The sequence below is a fragment of the Kitasatospora sp. NPDC127111 genome, from assembly GCF_042677465.1.
GTDB lineage: Bacteria > Actinomycetota > Actinomycetes > Streptomycetales > Streptomycetaceae > Kitasatospora.
The window spans coordinates 14,378-33,621 of sequence record NZ_JBHXTG010000025.1 but is presented as its reverse complement, the minus strand read 5'-3'; the positions used below and the strand labels follow the sequence as shown (position 1 = coordinate 33,621).

The 19,244-nt window shown below is 76.1% G+C and carries 17 protein-coding genes; 8 read left to right on the top strand and 9 right to left on the bottom strand.

The window, feature by feature from the left end:
- Positions 1-195: 195 nt before the first annotated feature.
- The 3 genes from ACFVHB_RS17530 to ACFVHB_RS17520 form a co-directional block, all read right to left on the bottom strand.
- Entirely contained in the window at positions 196-963 is a 768-nt protein-coding gene (locus tag ACFVHB_RS17530) for a maleylpyruvate isomerase family mycothiol-dependent enzyme (protein WP_380322194.1), read from the bottom strand.
- Positions 964-993: 30 nt separating this feature from the next.
- Entirely contained in the window at positions 994-1,533 is a 540-nt protein-coding gene (locus tag ACFVHB_RS17525; protein WP_380322192.1) for a DUF6817 domain-containing protein, read from the bottom strand.
- Positions 1,534-1,734: 201 nt separating this feature from the next.
- Entirely contained in the window at positions 1,735-2,664 is a 930-nt protein-coding gene (locus ACFVHB_RS17520; protein WP_380322189.1) for an alpha/beta fold hydrolase, read from the bottom strand.
- Positions 2,665-2,781: 117 nt separating this feature from the next.
- On the opposite strand from ACFVHB_RS17520, the gene ACFVHB_RS17515 reads away from it, so the two are divergent.
- On the top strand, positions 2,782-3,216 hold the full coding sequence (locus ACFVHB_RS17515) for a MarR family winged helix-turn-helix transcriptional regulator (protein ID WP_380322335.1): 435 nt from the start codon (positions 2,782-2,784) through the stop codon (positions 3,214-3,216).
- An 80-nt stretch (positions 3,217-3,296) separates the two neighbouring features.
- On the opposite strand, the gene ACFVHB_RS17510 is transcribed toward ACFVHB_RS17515, so the two are convergent.
- Entirely contained in the window at positions 3,297-4,343 is a 1,047-nt protein-coding gene (locus ACFVHB_RS17510; RefSeq protein WP_380322187.1) for an AEC family transporter, read from the bottom strand.
- 142 nt (positions 4,344-4,485) lie between these two features.
- Between ACFVHB_RS17510 and ACFVHB_RS17505 the strand changes: the two genes are divergently transcribed.
- Positions 4,486-4,935: an HD domain-containing protein gene (locus tag ACFVHB_RS17505; protein ID WP_380322184.1), complete on the top strand. Its 450-nt coding sequence runs from the start codon at positions 4,486-4,488 to the stop codon at positions 4,933-4,935.
- 307 nt (positions 4,936-5,242) lie between these two features.
- Here ACFVHB_RS17505 and ACFVHB_RS17500 read toward each other — a convergent pair whose 3' ends face one another.
- A complete protein-coding gene (locus ACFVHB_RS17500) occupies positions 5,243-5,617 on the bottom strand; it encodes a transglycosylase SLT domain-containing protein (RefSeq protein ID WP_380322181.1) in 375 nt (124 codons plus the stop codon).
- Positions 5,618-6,134: 517 nt separating this feature from the next.
- Positions 6,135-7,793: a carboxyl transferase domain-containing protein gene (locus tag ACFVHB_RS17495; RefSeq protein WP_380322178.1), complete on the bottom strand. Its 1,659-nt coding sequence runs from the start codon at positions 7,791-7,793 to the stop codon at positions 6,135-6,137.
- Positions 7,794-8,051: 258 nt separating this feature from the next.
- On the opposite strand from ACFVHB_RS17495, the gene ACFVHB_RS17490 reads away from it, so the two are divergent.
- Positions 8,052-8,615, top strand: a complete 564-nt coding sequence (locus tag ACFVHB_RS17490; RefSeq protein ID WP_380322175.1) for a hypothetical protein — start codon at positions 8,052-8,054, stop codon at positions 8,613-8,615.
- On the opposite strand, the gene ACFVHB_RS17485 is transcribed toward ACFVHB_RS17490, so the two are convergent.
- From ACFVHB_RS17485 to ACFVHB_RS17475, 3 genes are all read right to left on the bottom strand, one after another.
- Positions 8,567-8,974, bottom strand: a complete 408-nt coding sequence (locus ACFVHB_RS17485) for a hypothetical protein (protein ID WP_380322173.1) — start codon at positions 8,972-8,974, stop codon at positions 8,567-8,569. The genes ACFVHB_RS17490 and ACFVHB_RS17485 overlap by 49 nt on opposite strands.
- 79 nt (positions 8,975-9,053) lie before the next feature.
- The gene (locus ACFVHB_RS17480; RefSeq protein WP_380322170.1) at positions 9,054-9,770 is read right to left on the bottom strand and encodes a sirohydrochlorin chelatase; all 717 of its coding nucleotides are present in this window, start codon (positions 9,768-9,770) and stop codon (positions 9,054-9,056) included.
- Between the two features lie 224 nt (positions 9,771-9,994).
- Positions 9,995-11,140, bottom strand: coding sequence for a uroporphyrinogen-III synthase (locus tag ACFVHB_RS17475; protein WP_380322167.1), 1,146 nt, complete (start codon positions 11,138-11,140; stop codon positions 9,995-9,997).
- A gap of 192 nt (positions 11,141-11,332) precedes the next feature.
- Here ACFVHB_RS17475 and ACFVHB_RS17470 point away from each other — a divergent pair, with 192 nt between their 5' ends.
- The 5 genes from ACFVHB_RS17470 to ACFVHB_RS17450 are packed head-to-tail and all read left to right on the top strand — an operon-like array spanning position 11,333 to position 19,162.
- Positions 11,333-13,453 carry a molybdopterin oxidoreductase family protein gene (locus ACFVHB_RS17470; RefSeq protein ID WP_380322164.1) on the top strand — a complete coding sequence of 707 codons (2,121 nt, stop codon included), beginning with the start codon at positions 11,333-11,335 and terminating at the stop codon, positions 13,451-13,453.
- On the top strand, positions 13,453-14,811 hold the full coding sequence (locus ACFVHB_RS17465) for an NAD(P)/FAD-dependent oxidoreductase (protein WP_380322161.1): 1,359 nt from the start codon (positions 13,453-13,455) through the stop codon (positions 14,809-14,811). The genes ACFVHB_RS17470 and ACFVHB_RS17465 overlap by 1 nt, the downstream gene beginning before the upstream one ends.
- 51 nt (positions 14,812-14,862) lie before the next feature.
- On the top strand, positions 14,863-17,457 hold the full coding sequence (gene nirB / locus ACFVHB_RS17460) for a nitrite reductase large subunit NirB (protein ID WP_380322158.1): 2,595 nt from the start codon (positions 14,863-14,865) through the stop codon (positions 17,455-17,457).
- Positions 17,454-17,810, top strand: a complete 357-nt coding sequence (gene nirD / locus ACFVHB_RS17455; RefSeq protein WP_380322155.1) for a nitrite reductase small subunit NirD — start codon at positions 17,454-17,456, stop codon at positions 17,808-17,810. The genes nirB and nirD overlap by 4 nt, the downstream gene beginning before the upstream one ends.
- Positions 17,807-19,162 carry a nitrate/nitrite transporter gene (locus ACFVHB_RS17450; RefSeq protein ID WP_380322152.1) on the top strand — a complete coding sequence of 452 codons (1,356 nt, stop codon included), beginning with the start codon at positions 17,807-17,809 and terminating at the stop codon, positions 19,160-19,162. The genes nirD and ACFVHB_RS17450 overlap by 4 nt, the downstream gene beginning before the upstream one ends.
- The last annotated feature ends 82 nt before the right edge of the window (positions 19,163-19,244 follow it).

Genomic DNA, 19,244 nt, shown 5'->3' with positions numbered 1-19,244 from the left:
CAGTCGGCGGGCAGCGTGGCGCACCGCGGGCCGTAACGGGCCGGGGCCCTTGGCGGGGTCGGTCCTCGGGTGCGCGTCCCTCGGGTGCGCGTCCCTTGCGTGTGCATCGCTCGCGTGTGCGACGCTTGGCGTCGCTTGTGTGTGCGCCGGGGCATGTCGAACGCCTGACCGTGGGCGGCGTGGCCCGGTGCGTGGTCAGGTCCAGGACCAGGGCCGGGTCGGGGGCAGCGGCCAGGCGGGCGGGGCCGGGACGGGGCCGGTGGTGATCGGCGAGCCGGCGTCGGCTCGGCCGCTGAGCCAGGCGAGCAGGCGGTGGGCGGGGGCGGTGACGGCGGGGCCGGTCGGGGTGAGCGTCCAGCGGCGGTCCAGGTCGGGGCCTCGACCCGGCTGAGCGGGAAGTCGCGGGCGGCCAGGGCGGTGAGGGTGTCGTCCAGGGCCCAGGACACGTAGGCGGCGGGCCAGTCGGCCGGGGCGTAGCCGGCGGGCCTGGTCGGTGTGGTGGGTCTCCGGCTCCCGCCAGCAGCGGTGGAGGGTGAACCAGGCCGGGTGCGGCCGGTCGGCCAGCGGCGTCACCGTCGCGTTCCACGCCTCGGCCGGCATGGACCGGGCGTCCGCGAGCAGGCCGGCGAGGGAGTCGTGCAGGTCGGCGGTGAGTTCGGCGGCCGGGCGGGCTGCGCCGGCCGCGACGGCGCGCGCCAGGCCGGCGTCGGAGCGCGGCGTCGGCTCGGCACCGGTGCGGGCGACGGCGAGCAGGCGGCGGTAGGCGTCGGCGCTGAGGGCGACGTGGGTGACGACGTGTGCGCGGGTCCACCCAGAAGGGCGGAGCGGGCGCGTAGCTCCTCGTCGGTGAGGGCACCGCGGGTGGCGGCGAGCCGGGCGCCGGAGCGGCCGAGTTCGTCGAGGAGGCCGGCGCGGGTGAGGTGCCGGGGCGGGGGCATGAGGACGAGCGTGCCCGATGGCCACCGGCCGGTCCACGGCCGGCCCGGCGGGCTGTCAGGGGCCTGGCCGGCCCAGCACGTTGCGGCAGTGCGCCCAGGCCGGGTCGGACAGCAGCGGGCGCCAGCGGGTGAACAGGACGAGCAGGTCCGCGCCGTGGCGGGCGCGGAGCTCGGGGCTGATGGCGGCGATGTCCAACTCGTTGGCTGCGGTGAGCTCGGCGAAGTCGCGACGTACCGCCAGGCTCGGCCGCAGTCGGGCACCGGTGAACCGGTCGACGAACGGGCCGGCTTCCTCGGTCAGTTGGCCGTAGGAGGCGGCGCGGTCGCAGGAGGCGTAGAAGTGGACCAGCGCCTCGGCCTCGGTGCCGATCGCCTCGACCAGCTCGGCCCGGCGTCCGAGGTCCAGGAGGGCGACCGGGAAGCCGTCGGTCCCGTAGAAGGCGTGACAGAGGCCGGCCGACACCAGCGCAGGGCGCGCGCCCCACGAGGCGAGCAGGGCACTGACACGCCGCAGATGCGCCAGCAGCGTGCCGCCGGGGTGCTCGATCCCCTCGGCTCCCGCCGCCCGCAGCATCGCGAACGCTTCCGCGGTCATCTCGGCCCACCCCTTCGAACGGTCCTCGGAACGCTTCTCGACGGTGTCCGTCGGTGTCCGTCCGATCGATCGTAGGGGTGGTCGGCGGTTGGGGCTGCCTGGGGTGGCGTGTTGGTCGGGGGAATCCGGTGAGGGAGTGGGAGGGGTGGTGGAGGGGGCGGGTGGTCGGTGGTCGGGGGGCTGCCTGGGGTGGTGTGTCGGTCAGGGCTGTTCGGTGAGGAAGCGGGTGAGGTGGTGGTTGACCTCGGGGGCTTGGGCCATGGGGAGGTTGTGGTGGGCGGCGTCGGGGAGGACGGTGACGGTGGCGTCGGGGAGGGCCTTTCGCGCCAGGCCGGCGACGCGGCCCGCGTCGTGGGTGCGGCTGCGTCCGGCGAGCAGCACGAGGGTCGGGGCGGTGAGGGCGCGCAGCCGCTCGGGGGTCGGGCGGGGGCCGGTGACGGGGCGGGTGGCGGGGAAGCCGGCGTGGCCGAGGGCGAACAGCTCGCGCCAGGCGGGATCGAGGCCGGTGCCGCCGGTCTCCCAGTCGAGGAAGGAGCGGGCCTTGCGGGCGGTGCGTGGCGGGAGGAGGAACGGAAGGGCGCGCAGCAGGTAGCCCGGGCGGAACCCGGCGAAGCACTGGGTGGGGTCGAGCAGCGCGAGGCGGCGGATGCGCGCCGGGGCGTGCAGCGCGTACTCCAGGGCGATCCACCCGCCGTAGGAGTGCCCACAGAGGTCGGCCTCGGAGACGCCGAGGCCGTCGAGGACCGCGTCCAGCCAGCCCAGCAGGCCGGACACGCCGTCGAGCCGTGTGCCGTCGAGGACGCTGCGGCCGGGGTCGCCGATCAGGTCCACGGCGAGCACGCGGTGGCCGGCGGCCGCGAGCGGGCCGACGTTGGCGAACCAGCCGGTGGAGGTGGCGCCGCCGCTGTGCAGCAGGACCAGCGGGCGGCCGTCGCGGGGGCCGCACGCGTTGACCCGCGTACTGCCGTGCGGCGTACGGACGGTGAGGGCCTCGGCGGGGACGGGCCAGCGGGCGAGGACGGCGTCGTAGGCGGCGAGGAAGGCGTCGGACGCGGCAGCGGGCTGGCCGGAGCCCCGGGTCTTTCCGGTGCTCGCGGTGGCGCCGGCGGTCTTGGCGGTGCGTGCTGACATGATGCCCTCCGGTGAGTGGCGAATTAGCTCGCTGAACAATAATCTCGCTGAGCGAGAGAATAATCGCACGGGACGTGCCAGGGGAAGGACGACAGGGTGGACGAATCCGCGGAGCCGATGCAGCTGGTCCACCTGCTGCGCGGACTGACCGTCGAACTCGATCTGTTCGGGGCCGAGTTCGCCGGTCGGCACGGGCTGCACCCGACCGACCTACGGGCGCTGATCCACCTGCTGGACGCCGCCCGGGCCGGGACGGTGGTGACCCCCGGCCGGCTGGGCGAGGCGCTGCGGCTCAACTCGGCGGGCACCACCGGCCTGATCGACCGGTTGGAGCGGCTCGGCCTGATCCGCCGCGAGCGCGATCCGGCGGACCGCCGGAGGGTCCGGTTGCTGGTGGAGGACCGCGCGATGGAGCTCGGGCAGGCCTTCTTCGGCCGTCTGATCGCCGATCTGGTGGCGGCGATGGGACGCTTCGACGCGGCCGAACTGGCGACGGCACGGCGGTTCCTGCTGGCCATGACGGACGTGGTGGCCGCCGCGCGCGAGGAGTGACCGGAGCCCGAGCGCTGGGCCGGCCGCGAGCGGTGAGCGCGTGGCCGGCCGCGAGCGGTGAGCGCGTGGCCGCGGGTCGGTCAGGCCGGGCCGAGTGCCCAGCTGACCGCCGAGAGCGTCGCCATCGAGGCCAGGGTGGACCAGAGGATCGAGTCCCGGGCCAGTGCGGTGCTCTGACCGTATTCGCGGGCGTAGACGAACACGTTCTGGGCGGTCGGCAGGGCGGAGAACAGCACCACGGTGAGCAGTTGGTGTGCCGGCAGGTGGAGGAGGAACGCGCCGACGGCGAACGCGCCCAACGGCTGGATCAGCGTCTTCACCGCGACCGCCACCCCGACTTCCGCGTACCGGGCGACCTTGCTCGGGATCGGTCCGGCCGTGGTCGGGCTGAACGGGGCAGGGCTGCTAGGGATCGGTCCGGCCGTGGTCGGCCCGGCCGGGGCCGGGCCGCTTGGCGCCGGGCCGCTCGGGGCCGGCGGGATCGCGGCCGGACGGTGGTGCAGCGACAGGCCGAGCGCCACCAGGGCGGTCGGCACGGCGGCGCCACCCAGCAGTTCGCAGGAGCGGTTCAGTTCGGCCGGCAGGTGCCACCCCGTCGCGGAGACCACGGCTCCGAGCGCGGCCGCCAGCAGGATGGGGTTGCGCAGCGGCAGGGTGAGCGCCGCGCGCCGGCCCGCGCGCCCGGTGTCCAGGACGGTCAGCGCGAAGGGCGTCACCAGCAGGGTCTGGAACAGCACCACCGGGGCGACGAACGAGGCGTCGCCCAGGACCTGCAGGGCGACCGGGATGCCCAGGTTGGCGGAGTTGACGTAGCCGGCCGCCATCCCGCCGATCGCCCGCTCCGCCGGGCCCCGGCCGAAGAACCGGTGGGCGGCGAGCACCCCGAGGGCGACCGCGAGTGCCGTCCCGGCGGCGAACGCCAGCATCGACGGATTGGCGAACCGGTCCAGCGGGGTGCGGCCGATCATCAGGAGGAGCGCGGCCGGCATCGCCACGTGGAACACGAACCGGCTCAACACCGCCTCCGCGTGCGGCCCGAGCAGCCCGCTGCGGCCGACCAGGTAGCCCACTCCGGTCAGGGCCCAGATCGGGGCGAAGCCGGAGAGCAGCGGATGCAGGCTGGGCATGGGTCCTCGGATCGCTCGGGCTCGCCGGGGCCGGGATGCCGACGCGGCGGTGCCGGGTCGCCGGCACGGACGGGTGGCACGGGGGTCCGCCCGGGCCACGCCGCATCCAATCAGACGCGGGCGCGCGGCCTACCATGGCCCGGTGGACTACTTGAGCCTGGCCGAGGTGGAGACGATCGCGCGCGCCGCTCACGAGGGGCAGGTCGACAAGAACGGCCGGCCGTACGCCGAGCACCTGGCCGCGGTGGCGCACGGCGTGGCCGAGCGCGGCGGGAGCGAGGAGCAGATCGCGGCGGGTTGGCTGCACGACGCGATCGAGGACGACGCGCTCACCCGTGAGTGGCTGGCGGCGGCCGCGCTCTCCGGGACGACCAAGGCGATCGTCGACGCCCTCACCAAGCGCCCCGGCGAGCCGCTGGAGGAGTACACCGCCCGGATCCTGGCCACGCCCGGGGCGCTGCTGGTCAAGCAGGCCGACCTCGCCCACAACGCGGACCCGGCGAGGCTCGCCTCCCTGGACGCCGCGACGGCGGCACGGCTGGCCGAGAAGTACCGGCGGACGCGCGAACTGCTCGGCCTGGAAGCGGGCTGACTCCCCGCGGGGGCAGGCGCGGATCCCGCGCGGATCCCGCCCGGATCCCGTGCGAACGTCGGGGAGGATCAGCCGCGGATCCGGCGCGGATCCGGCGCGGTGCGGGACGACGGGCGAGAGGGCCCGGGCCCGCGGAGCGCGCGTGCCCGGGCCCTCTCGGTCACCCCGGTTCTCCCTGTCCGATCCCCGGGGTGAGGGGGGACAGTGGTCGACGGACGCGGTGGCTCACGTGGCCGGCCCGGCGCCGCCCGGCCGTGGCCGGGGACCGGTGTTCAGCGGCGGTGCTGGCTCGCCAACAGGTGGCGGCTTAGTACCAGTGGTGGGTCTGCCAGAAGGACCAGGCGGCGTTCGGGCTGCCGTAGCGGGTGTTCATGTAGTCCAGCGCCCACTTGATCTGGGTGGCCGGGTTGGTCTTCCAGTCCGCACCGGCCGAGGCCATCTTGGAGCCCGGCAGCGCCTGGGCCAGGCCGTACGCGCCCGAGCTCGGGTTGGTCGCGGTCACGTTCCAGCTGGACTCGTGGGCGATGATCTGGCTGAACGAGGCGAGCTGGTTGGCCGGCACGATCTGGGCGGCGATGGCCTGCGGGGAGGCGGTCGCGGCCGAGGCGGTGGCGGGCATCAGACCGGCGCCCAGAGCGGTCAGACCGGCGGCGCCGGCAAGAAGAGCAGCGGAAGTGCGCATACGGAGCTTGAAAGCGGGCATGAAGAACAAGACCTCAATCGGGTTGGGCCGGAGTCACGCCCCGTCTCGACCGTGGCCGGACAGGGGCCGAAGCGGTCGCGGGGCGTGACTCGGCAGCTAGCCGCTTCCCGGCGGGACAGGAGCCGGGGCGGCTGACGACTGAGCCATTGTTGCCAGACCGGATCGGCCGTCGCCAAGACCCCCTGTTGACGATCCACCGTCGTAGCAGGGGGTCGTGCCGTGGAATCGAAGGGCGAGCCGCGGCGGCCTCGGTTGTGCCCGCTGACCTCGGGAAACGTGCTCGGAGCCGCCCGCGGCCCGGGCCCGTCCGGTCACCACTACCGGTCGTCGTGGCGGTCGATCGTGTGTGAGCGCACTCACCGGCGGGCCGCCGGGGCCGGTCACCGACCGGACGGTCACCACCACTACGGGTACAGACGATCTGAGAGCGGCACCACATCCGACGGGGCGCGGGTGCCCCGCCCGGCGGCCGACACCGTCCGCGTGGCGGCCCGCGCTACCCCAGCACGTCCCCCAGGCGGCGGTGGCGGGCGGCGCGGGCGGCGAGCAGGTCAGCCCGGCCGGTGGCGGTGAGGGCACCGAGGGAGGCGCCGATCGCCCCGCCGAGGCGGGCGCAGAAGGCGGCGGGCTCCTCGGCGGCGTCCGGTCGTTCCGGGATCACCGTGTCGACCAGGCCGACGGCGGCCAGGTCGTACGCGCCGATGCCCTGGGAGCGGGCCAGTTCGGGGGCGTGGTCGCCGTCCCGGTGGACGATGGCGGAGGCGCCCTCGGGCGGGAGCGGCGCGAGCCACGCGTTCTCGGCGGCGAGCACCCGGTCCGCGGGCAGCAGGGCCAGCGCGCCGCCGCCGGCCCCCTGGCCGAGCAGCACCGCGAGGACGGGCGTGCGCAGCGCGAGCAGGGTGGTCAGGCAGTGCGCGATCTCGATCGCGATGCCGTCCCGCTCGGCCTGCGCGGACAGTTCGGCGCCGGCCGTGTCGACCACGGTGACCAGCGGAAGTGCGAGTTGCTCGGCGAGCCGGGCGGTCCGGCGGACGGCGCGCAGGTCGGCGGCGGTGAACGGGCGCTCCCGGTCCGCCGTCTGCCGCTGCTGCCCGACCACCAGCGCGGGCCGGCCGTCCAGCACCGCGAGCGCGCGCACCAGCGCGCCGTCCCGCCCGCCGGGCGCGTCCAGCAGGACCAGCTCCCCGGCGGCGCGGCGCAGCAGTTCGCGCGTCCCCGGGCGGTCGGGGCGGCGGGTGCGGCGGACGGCGTCCCAGGTGTCGGGGCGGACGTCGGGCGCGGCGGTCGGCGACCCGTCGGGAGCGTCGACGGTCCGCACGTCCGCGGTCCGCACGTCCGCGGCCCGCGCGTCGGCGGCCCGCGCGTCGGCGGTCTGCGCGTCGGCGGTCTGCGCGTCCGCGGCCCGCGCGTCGGCGGCCCGCGCGTCGGCGGTCTGCGCGTCCGCGGCCCGCGCGTCGGCGGCCCGCGGGTCCAGGGTCAGCACGGCGAGCGACCGCCGCAGCACCTCGCGCAGTTCGGCCGGTGCGACCACCGCGTCCACCAGGCCGTGCCCGGCCAGGGTCTCGGCGCGCTGGACGTCCGCGGGCAGCTCGACGCCGCGCAGTTCCTCGTACACCCGGGGCCCGAGGAAGCCCAGCCGGGCGCCCGGTTCGGCGAACACCAGCTGCCCGAGCGTCCCCCACGAGGCGAAGACGCCGCCCATGGTGGGATTGCGCAGGTAGGTGAGGTACGGCAGCCCGGCCGCCCGGTGCGCCTGGACGGCGGCGGTGATCCGGAGCATGCAGAGGAAGGCCGCCGAACCCTCCTGCATCCGGGTGCCGCCCGAGACCGGCAGCGCGACCAGGGGCAGCCGCTCGGCGGTGGCCCGCTCGACGGCCCGGGTGATCCGCTCGGCCGTGGCCACCCCGATCGACCCGCCGAGGAAGCCGAACTCGGACGCCACCAGGGCCACCGCCCGGCCGTCGAGCAGCCCGACGCCGGTGACCACCGCCTCGTCCACCCCGGTCCGGTCCCGGGCCCGGGCCAGTGCCGCCCGGTAGTCGGCCTCGGCGGGTTCCGCGCCGGGCGGTTCGTCCCAGCTCCGGTACGTGCCGGGATCGACCAGCAGGCCGATCAGTTGACGAGCCGTCAGAGAAGTTCCGGTGCCCACGTCCACCCCGCCAGCCGAGTCGCCCGCACAGACAAGATCCACTCTATGCGGCGACGGCGGGCGCGTCCCGGACCGGCGTCCGGATGTGACCGGGTCGACAGCCTCGGCAGCATCGACGGTGTCGGCGGTGTCGGCGGTGTCGGCGGTGGAGGTGCGTCGCCGGCCCCGGGGAGCGAGACGCCGGCCCCGGCCTCCCCCGCGCGGGGGAGAGGGGTCATGCCCGTGCGTGATCCGGACCGACGGGCGGACGCGGAAGCTGGGCGCATGACCACCACCACGACACGTCCCGTGCCGGCGCCCACGACGGAGCGGCCGGTGCCGGGTTGGGCCGAGCGGCTCGCCCGCGCCGTCCCGCTGCTCGGCCTGCCGGTCTGCCTCTGGCGGCTGCCCATCGGCTTCGGCTTCCAGATGGGGATGGTGCTGCCCCGGTCCTCCCAGCCGCTGTGGCTGACGGTGCCCTACGTCCTGACCCTCAGCCTGCTGTCCGAGGCCTTCGCCCTGCTCTGCTTCGGCCTGGTCCGGTGGTGGGGTGAGGTCGTGCCGGGCTGGGTCCCGGTGCTCGGCGGCCGGCGCATCCGGCCGAGCGTGGTGCTCGTGCCCGCCGCGCTCGCCGGGGTCGGCCTGGTGCTGCTCCTGGCCGACTGGGTGCTCTGCGCCTTCGGCATCGCGGGGTTCCACGACGTCGAGTACACCAACGGCTGGTGGCGGGTGCTCGCGATGGTGGTCAGCGGCCTCTTCGTGCTCTGGGCGCCGATGGTGGTGGCCCTGACCTACGCGTACTACCGGCGCCGTTGCGGCGTGGGCGCCGACACGGGTGCGCGCGGCTGAGCAGGCAGGTCGGCGTCGCCGGTCCGGGGACGGTTTGCGGCGGCCGGGGTGGCGCCGCGGTCCTCGGTGACGTCGCAGCCCGGCTCGACGGCGGTCACCCAGGCGTCGACGCGTTCCGGGGAGGTGCGGACGGCCCGGATCATCGCCTCGACCACGAGGAGCTCGTCAGGGTCGACGTGACGGCGGAGCTGCTCGACCGCTACTTCCTCGTACGGCATGGACAACTGCCAGAACAGCCGCATGAGGTACCGGCACTCCGGCTGCTCCCGGTCGTCCGCGAGGCGGTCGTGCAGCGCGGGCCGCACGCGTCGGCGCTGCGCCTCGTCGCGGAGGCCATGGGGGAGGTCGGTGCGGGACACGGCTGGACGCTTGGGCGTGTCTGCCGACTCGCCGGCGGGCGAACGGTTCCGACTGTCGGGCGGCCGCTGCCGAGGGGGGTCAGCGGGTTCCGGCCAGGACGGGCCCGGCGATCGGGGCGGCGGCACGGTCGTAGCGGGCGGCGACCAGGCGGGCGAGGGCGTCGTGGGTGCCGAGCGGGGCGCTGGTCCAGCGGGCGGGTGTGCCGGCCGCCCGGTCGGCGAAGAAGCCGGGGCCGAGGAGGTGGGTGGCGACGGCGACCCGGCGGTGGCCGGCGGCGTGCAGCGCCTCGACGGCCTCGCGCGGGGTCGGGCGGGCCGCCGACAGGTAGGCGGGGACGACGGGACGGCCGTCGGCCAGCCGTTCGGCGAGCAGGCGGGCCGTGCGGCGGGTGTCGGCGGCGGCCGCCGGGTCGGAGGAGCCGGCCGCGGCGAGCACCACCGGGCCGGCGCCGGGCGGGCGTCCGGCGGCGGCGAGCCGGTCGGCGAGGACGGTGGCCAGCAGCGGGTCGGGGCCCAGCGCGGGGGCGAGCCGGACGTGCGGCAGCCGGGCGGCGGCCAGCGCGCCGGGGACGTCCACGCGCAGGTGGTAGCCGGTGCCGAGCAGCAGCGGGACGAGGACGGCTGGCTCGCCGTCGGACAGGCCGCCCAGCGCCTCGGGCAGGGAGGGCGTGGCGAGGTCCAGGAAGCAGCAGCGGACGTCGAGTTCGGGGCGCTGCGCGCGGACCCGGTCGAGCAGCGCCCGCGTCGCGGCGACGCCGGCCGGGTTCCGGCTGCCGTGGCCGACGGCGATCAGCACTGGCCGGCCGTCGGCACCCGGCGGCCCGCCCACGGGCCCACTCGTCGGCCCGCCCACGGGCCCACTCGTCGGCCCGCCCACGGGCCCACTCGTCGGCCCGCCCACGGGCCCACTCGTCGGCCCGCCCACGGGCCCACCCGGCGGCCCGCCCGCGGACACCGGCACCGGCCGGCCCGCGGGCCCACCCGCCCGCGCGCCCACCAGCCTTCCCGGCAGCCCGCCCATCAGCCGGCCGCCAGCCGGTAGCCGCGCTTGGGCACCGTGCGGATCAGCGCGCCGTGCGGCCCGAGTGCCGCCCGCAGGCGGCCCACGGCCGCCTCGACGGCGTGCTCGTCCGCCGTCGCGTCGGTCCAGGCGGTGCGGAGCAGCTCGGCGCGGCTGAGCACCCGGCCGGGCCGTTCGGCGAGCGCGCGCAGGACGGCGGCGCCGCGCGGGCTGAGCCAGTGGCTCTGGCCGTCGACCAGGACGGCGTTGCCCTGGAGGGTGAGCACCCGCCCGGCGAGCGCGACCTCCTGGCGGCCGCGGCCGGGCAGGGTCTCGGCGAGCAGACGCACCAGCGAGCCGAGCCGCCCGCGGTCGGGGAACACCACCGGCAGGCCGAGTTCGGCGAACGGCCGCGCGCACAGCGTGCCGACGCAGACCGGCAGGACGTCGGCGCGCAGCGCGTCCAGCAGGGGTTCGCGCAGCCCCTCGGCGGTGGCGGTCTCGATGAAGGCGGTGACCGCCGGGGCGCTGGTGAAGGTGAGGGCGTGCACCTGGCGCCGAACGGTCTGCTCGACCAGCCGTCGCACCGGCGCCGGGTCGTCCGGCGGCTCCCAGCGGTAGACCGGGACGGAGATCACCTCGGCGCCGCGCTCGCGCAGCGCCGCCGCGAAGGAGTCCAGCGGGATGCCGTGCTCCTGGACGGCGATCCGGCGGCCGGCCAGCGGGCGGGCGAGCAGCCAGGTGAGCAGTTCGCCGGTGGCCTCCGAACCGGGCGAGAAGCCTTCCCCGAGGCCGCTGGCCCGCACCGCGCCGGTGGCCTTGGGGCCGCGGCTCAGCACCACCGCCTCCCGGCAGGCGTCGGCGAGCGCGGCACCCCGGCCCCAGCCCTCGGCGGCGCTCATCCAGCCGCGCCAGCCGACGCCGGTGGTGGCGACCACGTAGTCCAGTGGTGCGGCCAGGCAGCGTTCGGTGGCCTTGCGCAGGGCCAGGTCGTCGGCGAGCGGGGTGATCCGCAGCACGGGGGCCTCGACCACCTGGGCGCCGCGCCGGGTGAGCAGGGCGACCAGCTCGTCGCGGCGGCGCGCGGCGGTGACGCCGATGGTGAAGCCGGTGAGCGGTCCCGGTTGCGCGCTGGGACGCGGGGCAGTCGTGGGGGAGGGTGCCATGGCCGCAAGGGTGCGATGCCCGCGTTACCCCCGGATTGCCCGCCCGTCACCCGCGGGTTAGCGAAACCCGCCGGCCTGTTACGGCTGATGTCCTGCGCCGCACCCCGTCCCGGCGGCGGCGTGAGCGACGCGTACCCGGCCCGCAACACGGGGGACCCGGCGGCGAAACCGTCTCCGGCGAGATTCCTCGGCATGACGACGACCACCGACACCCACTGCCCGTACTGCTCGCTGCAGTGCGGCATGCGGCTGCGCACCGGGGCCGGGCCGGACGCGGCCGGTGCGGAGGGAGCACCCGCCGAGGTGCTGGAGCGGCCCGACTTCCCGGTCAACCGGGGCGCGCTGTGCGGCAAGGGCCGGTCGGCGCCGGCCCTGCTGGCGCGGGACCTGCGGCTGACCGGTCCGCTGCTGCGCGACCGGCCGGGCGGGCCGCTGCGGTCGGCGGGCTGGGCGGAGGCGCTGGACCGGGTGGCCGAGGGCCTGGCCGGGGTCCGCGAGCGTCACGGCGCGGACGCGGTCGGCGTGTTCGGCGGCGGCGGGCTGACCAACGAGAAGGCCTACCAGCTGGGCAAGTTCGCCCGGGTGGTGCTGCGCACCGCCAACATCGACTACAACGGCCGGTTCTGCATGTCCTCGGCCGCGGCCGCGCACCGCCGGGCGTTCGGCCTGGACCGCGGACTGCCGTTCCCGCTCGCGGACATCCCGCACACCGGCTGCCTGATCCTGGTCGGCGGCAACCCGGCCGAGACGATGCCGCCCGCGCTCCGGTACTTCCGCGAACTCCGGGAGAACGGCGGCACGTTGATCGTCGTCGACCCGCGCCGCACCCGGACCGCGGCCGAGGCCGACCTGCACCTGCAGCCCCGGCCCGGCGGGGACCTGGCGCTGGCGCTCGGCCTGCTCCACCTGGTGATCGCCGACGGCCGGGTGGACGAGGAGTTCGTCGCCGCCCGCACCACGGGCTTCGACCGGGCGCGGGCCGCCGCGATGGCGCACTGGCCGGACCGGGTGGAGCGGCTCACCGGCGTGCCCGTCGCACAACTGCGCGCCGCCGCCGAGCTGTTCGGCGGCGCGGAGACCGGCATGGTGCTGACCGCACGCGGTCCGGAGCAGCAGAGCAAGGGGACGGACACCGTCGGCGCCTGGATCGACCTCTGCCTGGCCACTGGCAAGGCCGGCCGCCCGTACGCGGGCTACGGCTGCCTGACCGGCCAGGGCAACGGCCAGGGCGGCCGCGAGCACGGCCAGAAGGCGGACCAGCTCCCCGGCTACCGCTCGATCGAGGACCCGGCGGCCCGGGCGCACGTGGCCGGCGTCTGGGGCGTGGACCCGGGGGCGCTGCCCGGCGCGGGCCGCTCCGCCTACGAGCTGCTGGACGGGCTCGGGCAGCCCGGCGGCGCGAAGGCGCTGCTGCTGATGGGTTCCAACCCGGTGGTGTCCGCGCCGAACGCCGCCCACGTCACGGCCCGGCTGCGCGGGCTGGACCTGCTGGTCGTCGCCGACCTGGTGCTCTCGGAGACCGCTCGGCTGGCCGACGTCGTCCTCCCGGTGACCCAGTGGGCCGAGGAGGACGGCACCACCACCAACCTGGAGGGCCGGGTGATCCTGCGCCGCAAGGCGCTGGACCCGCCCGAGGGGGTGCGCAGCGAGCTCTGGGTGCTGCGCGAACTCGCCGCCCGGCTGGGCGTCGAGAAGGGCTTCCCGGTCGAGGCCGAGCCGGTCTTCGACGAGCTGGGCCGCGCCTCGGCCGGTGGGGACGCGGACTACGCGGGCATCAGCTACCGGCGGATCGCGGCGGAGGACGGCGTCTTCTGGCCCTGCCCGGACGACGAGCACCCCGGGACGCCGCGGCTCTTCCTGGACCGGTTCGCCACCCCCGACGGCCGGGCCCGGTTCGCGGCGGTCACCCACCGCCCGGCGGGCGAGGAGCCGGACCGCGACTACCCGCTGTACCTGACCACCGGCCGGGTGCTCGCCCAGTACCAGAGCGGCGCGCAGACCCGGCGGGTGGCGGAGCTGAACGCCGCCGCGCCCGGGCCGTTCGTCGAGCTGCACCCGCGGCTGGCCGCCCGGTTGGCCGTCGCGGAGGGCGACCTGGTCGCGGTGACCAGCCGGCGCGGCCGTGCGGTGGCGCCCGCCCGGGTCACCGACTCCATCCGCCCGGACACCGTGTTCATGCCCTTCCACTGGCCGGGCGCCGGACGGGCCAACACCCTGACCAACCCCGCGCTCGACCCGGTGTCCCGGATGCCGGAGTTCAAGCTCTGCGCCGTCCGCGTCGAGCGCGCCGGGGCCCCGGCGGAGGTGGCGTGATGACGACCGCGCAGGACGGCGGGACCGCGCATGACGGCGGGGCCGCGCACGACGGCACGGGGACCGCGCACGAGCACGCGACCACGCACGACGGCGGGATCCCGCACGACGGCAGGACCGCGCACGACCACAGGACCGCGCACGACCGCGGGAGCGCGCGGGAGCGCAGGATCGCGGTGGTCGGCGGCGGGATGGCCGCCGCCCGGTTCGCCGAGCGCTACTCCGCGCTGGGCGGCACCGGCCGGGTCACCGTCTACGGCGCCGAGGCCCGCACCCCCTACAACCGGGTGCTGCTCGCCGACGTGCTCACCGGCCGGTACGACGCCGAGGCGATCGCGCTGCCGCTGGGCGGGGCCGAACCGCGGCCCGGCTGCGAGGTGGTGGCGCTCGACGTCCCCGCCCGCACCCTCGGGCTCGCCGACGGCACCGTGGAACCCTGGGACGACCTGGTGCTCGCCACCGGCTCGAACCCGGTGCTGCCGCCCGTCCGCGGCCTGCGCCGCGCCGACGGCGGCGGCCTCACCGAGGGCGTCCACACCCTGCGCACGCTGGACGACTGCGGCCGGCTGGCCGACGACGCCGTCGGGGCCCGCCGGGCCGTGGTGATCGGCGGCGGGGTGCTCGGAGTGAGCGCCGCCCGGGCACTGGCCGCGCTCGGCGTGCCGACCGAGATCGTCCACCAGGGGCCCTATCTGATCGAGCGTCAACTCGACGCGCAGGCCGGCGAAGTGCTGCGCAACCGGCTGCTGGGCGTCGGCGTGGAGACCTACCCGGGCAACCGGGCCCGCGCGCTGCGCGGCGGAGCGCGGGTCACCGGCGTCGAGTTGGCCAACGGCTACCTGCTCGACTGCGACCTGGTGGTGCTCGCCTGCGGCACCCGGCCGCGCACCGCGCTCGCCCACGCCGCCGGACTCCCGGTCTCCACCGGGATCCTGGTGGACGACGCGCTCGCCACCGCCGCGCCCGGCGTGCACGCGATCGGCGACTGCGCCGAGCACCGCGGCACCGTCCACGGCCTGGCGCTGCCCGCCTGGGACCAGGCCGACGTACTGGCGCTGCGCCTGTCCGGCGCCGACCCGGACGCCCGCTACACCGGTTCCCGGCCGCCGGCCCGGCTCAGCACCGGCGGCCTGGAGTACGCGGCCTTCGGCGCCGTCGACGAGACCCTCGACCCCGGTCTGGACGTGCTGCGGCTCACCGACGCGACCCGCGGCAGCTACAAGAAGCTCGTCCTGCGCGGCGACCGGCTGGTCGGCGCGATCCTGCTCGGCGACCTGGCCGGCGTCGACGCCCTGGCCGAGGCCTGGCGGCGCGACGACCCGCTCACCGGCCACCCCCTGCACCTGCTCACCCCCTGACCCCCGGCTCACCCTCAACTCGCCACCCAGCACGACCCGAGGAGCATCGCGATGACAACCCACACGCCCGGCCGACCACGGGACCTCGTCCTCGTCGGCCACGGCATGGTCGGCCAGCGCTTCCTGGAGGCCTTCACCGAGCAGCCCGGTGCCGGGACCTGGCGGGTCACCGTGCTGGCCGAGGAGCCGCGCCCCGCGTACGACCGCGTCCACCTCAGCTCGCTGTTCGACGGGAAGACCGCCGAGGACCTCTCGCTCTGCCCGCCCGGCTTCCTCGCCGAGCACGGCATCGACCTGCGCCTCGGCGACCCGGTCACCGAGGTGGACCGCGCCGCCCGCGCCGTCACCACCCGCAGCGGGCGGCGGGTCCGGTACGACGCCCTCGTGCTGGCCACCGGCTCGGTGCCGTTCGTGCCGCCCGTCCCCGGCAAGGACGCGGCCGGGTGCCACGTCTACCGCACCATCGAGGACCTCGACGCGATCCGCGCCGACGCCGAGCGGGCGAAGACCGGCGTGGTGGTCGGCGGCGGCCTGCTCGGCCTGGAGGCCGCCGGCGCCCTGAAGGCGATGGGCGTGGCCACCCACGTGGTCGAGTTCGCCCCCCGCCTGATGGCCGTCCAGGTCGACGAGGGCGGCGGCGAGCTGCTCCGGCGCAAGATCGAGGACCTCGGCGTCACCGTCCACACCGGCGCCGGCGCCAGCGGCGTCGAGACCGCCGAGGACGGCCGGGTCCGCGCGCTGGCCCTCTCCGACGGCCGCGAACTCGCTGCCGACCTGGTGGTGTTCTCGGCCGGCGTCCGCCCCCGCGACCAGCTGGCCCGCGACTGCGAGCTGCCGGTCGGCCCGCGCGGCGGCATCGTGGTCGACGAGCACTGCCGCACCGCCGACCCGGCCGTGCTGGCCATCGGCGAGTGCGCGCAGACCGTGGACGGCCGGGTCTACGGCCTGGTGGCGCCCGGCTACCAGATGGCCGAGACGGCCGCCCGCACCCTGGCCGGCACCCCCGGCACCGGCTTCACCGGCGCCGACACCTCCACCAAGCTCAAGCTGCTCGGTGTCGACGTGGCGAGCTTCGGCGACCCGCACGGCACCGCCGAGGGCTCCCTCGACGTGCTGTACAGCGACAGCCGGCTCGGCGTCTACCGCAAGCTCGTGATCGGCGCCGACGGCGCGCTGCTCGGCGGCGTCCTGGTCGGCGACACCGAGGCCTACGGCACCCTGCGGCCGCTCTCGATGGCCGGCAAGCCGCTCACCACCCCGCCCGAGCAGCTCGTGCTGCCGGCCGGCTTCGCCGCCGCCGGACCGGTCGCGCTGCCCGACGACGCGGTGCTCTGCTCCTGCCACAACGTCACCCGCGGCGCCGTCCGGGCCGCCGTCCACGAGGAGGGCTGCGAGTCCGTCGCCGCCGTCAAGCAGTGCACCCGGGCCGGCACCGGCTGCGGCAGCTGCATCAAGCAGCTCACCACCGTCGTCGACGAGGAGCTCGCCGCCACCGGCGTCGCCAGCCGGACCGGTCTGTGCGAGCACTTCCGGCAGACCCGCGCCGAGCTGTACGAGATCGTCCGGGTCACCGGCACCGCCACCTTCTCCGAACTCCTCGACCGGCACGGCACCGGCGAGGGCTGCGAGGTCTGCAAGCCCACCGTCGCCTCCATCCTCGCCAGCCTCGGCGGCGGCCACATCCTGGACGGCGAACAGGCCGCGCTGCAGGACTCCAACGACCACTTCCTGGCCAACCTCCAGCGCAACGGCTCCTACTCGGTCGTGCCGCGCGTCCCCGGCGGCGAGATCACACCCGAGGGCCTGATCACCATCGGCGAGATCGCCCGCGACTACGGCCTCTACACCAAGATCACCGGCGGCCAGCGGATCGACCTCTTCGGCGCCAGCGTCGACCAGCTCCCCGGCATCTGGCACCGCCTGGTCGAGGCCGGCTTCGAATCCGGGCACGCCTACGGCAAGGCGCTGCGCACCGTGAAGTCCTGCGTCGGCGAGACCTGGTGCCGCTACGGCGTGCAGGACTCCGTCGGCCTCGCGATCGAACTCGAACTCCGCTACCGGGGGTTGCGCTCCCCGCACAAGCTCAAGTCCGCGGTCTCCGGCTGCGCCCGCGAGTGCGCCGAGGCGCGGAGCAAGGACTTCGGCGTCATCGCCACCTCGGCCGGCTGGAACCTCTACGTCGGCGGCAACGGCGGCATGACGCCCCGGCACGCCGACCTGCTGGCGGCCGACCTGGACCGCGAGACGCTGATCCGCACCATCGACCGCTACCTGATGTTCTACATCCGCACCGCCGACCGCCTGGAGCGCACCTCGGTCTGGCTGGAACGGCTCGAAGGCGGCCTCGACCACCTGCGCGCGGTGGTCCTGGACGACGCGCTCGGCATCGCCGACGAGCTGGACCAGCTGATGGCCCGGCACGTCGACGGCTACCAGGACGAATGGGCGGCCACCCTGGCCGACCCCGACCGGCTGCGCCGCTTCGCGTCCTTCGTCAACGCCCCCGGCACCCCGGACCCGGCCGTCACCTTCGTCCCCGAACGCGGCCAGATCCGCCCCGCCCGCCCCGACGAGGACGGACAGATCCTCGCCACCCCCGCCCCGGTCCTGGTGGCCGGGCCCCGACTGGAGGTGCTCACCCCGTGACCGTGGAGATCCACGACGGCACCCGCTGGCAACCCGTCTGCACCCTCGACGACCTGCAGCCCGGACGCGGCGTGGCCGTGCTGCTCGACGACGCCCAGGTGGCCGTCTTCCGCGACCGCACCGGCGCCCTGCACGCCGTCGACAACCGCGACCCGTTCAGCGGCGCCCACGTCCTCGCCCGAGGCCTGATCGGCAGCCGCGGTGACCGGCCCACGCTGGCCTCCCCGATGTACAAGCAGGTCTTCGACCTCACCGACGGCCGCTGCCTGGACGAGGACACCGCCCCCGACGGCAGCCCCGCCGTCCTGCGGCTCTGGCCGATCCGTGCCACCGGACAGGAGGACGCCGCATGAGTGCCGTCGCCCAGACCCAGTCGGCCGGCAGAGCCGGCACCGCCCCGCTCGCCCACTGGGACCCGGAGGACACCGGCTTCTGGGAGCGGGCCGGCGCCCGGATCGCCCGCCGCAACCTCGTCTACTCCGTCCTCTCCGAGCACATCGGCTTCTCGGTCTGGAGCCTCTGGTCCGTCCTGGTGCTCTTCCTCGGCCCCGAGTACCACGTCGACACCGCCGGCAAGTTCACCCTCACCGCCCTGCCCACCGCGCTCGGCGCCCTGCTCCGCCTGCCGTACACCTTCGCCGTCGCCCGCTTCGGCGGCCGGAACTGGACGGTGATCAGCGCCCTGTTGCTGCTCGTCCCCACCACCCTGGCGGCCCTGGTGCTCACCCCGGGCGTCTCCTACGGCACCCTGCTCGCGGTGGCCTGCGTGGCCGGCGTCGGCGGCGGCAACTTCGCCTCCTCGATGGCCAACATCAACGCCTTCTACCCGCACCGCCTCAAGGGCTGGGCGCTCGGCGTCAACGCCGGCGGCGGGAACCTCGGCGTCCCGGCCGTCCAACTGCTCGGCCTGCTCGTCCTGGCCACCGCCGGCGCCACCCACCCCCGGCTGCTCCCGCTGCTCTACCTGCCGCTGATCGTGCTCGCCGCGTTCGGCGCGTGGGCCCGGATGGACAACCTGGCCGCCCCGCCGCGAGGCGAGGGCCGGGCGCTGCGCGAGGTCGCCCGCGACCCGTACGGCTGGGCGGTCTCCACCCTGTACATCGGCACCTTCGGCTCGTTCATCGGCTTCGGCTTCGCCTTCGGCCAGGTGCTCCAGGTGCAGTTCCACGACCGCTTCGACACCCCGGTCAAGGCGGCCGCGCTGACCTTCCTCGGACCGCTGCTCGGCTCGCTGCTGCGCCCGGTCGGCGGCCGGCTGGCCGACCGCTTCGGCGGCGCCCGGGTCACCCTGGCCACCTTCGTGGCGATGGGCGCCGGCACGGCGGTCGTCCTGGCCGCCTCCCGCGCGCACTCGCTGCCGCTGTTCCTCGCCGGCTTCATCGCGCTGTTCGTGCTCAGCGGCATCGGCAACGGATCCACCTACAAGATGATCCCGGCCCACTACCAGGCCCGGGCCCGGGCGGCCGTCGCGACGGGCGCCGACCCGGAGACCGCCGAGGCCGACTCCCGCCGCCGCTCGGCCGCGCTGATCGGCCTGGCCGGTGCGGTGGGCGCGTTCGGCGGCGTCCTGGTCAACCTGGCCTTCCGGCAGTCGTTCCTGACCAGCCACAACGGCGACAACGCCTACCTGGCCTTCCTCGCCGCGTACGTCGTCTGCTCGGTCCTCACCTGGGCGATCTGGATCCGCCCCCGCGCGGCCAGCTGACCCCGACGGCGGTCGGCCGGTCCCGGGAGCACCCCGGGGCCGGCCGGCCGTCGTGACCGGCCGTTGACCGGCCGTCATGACC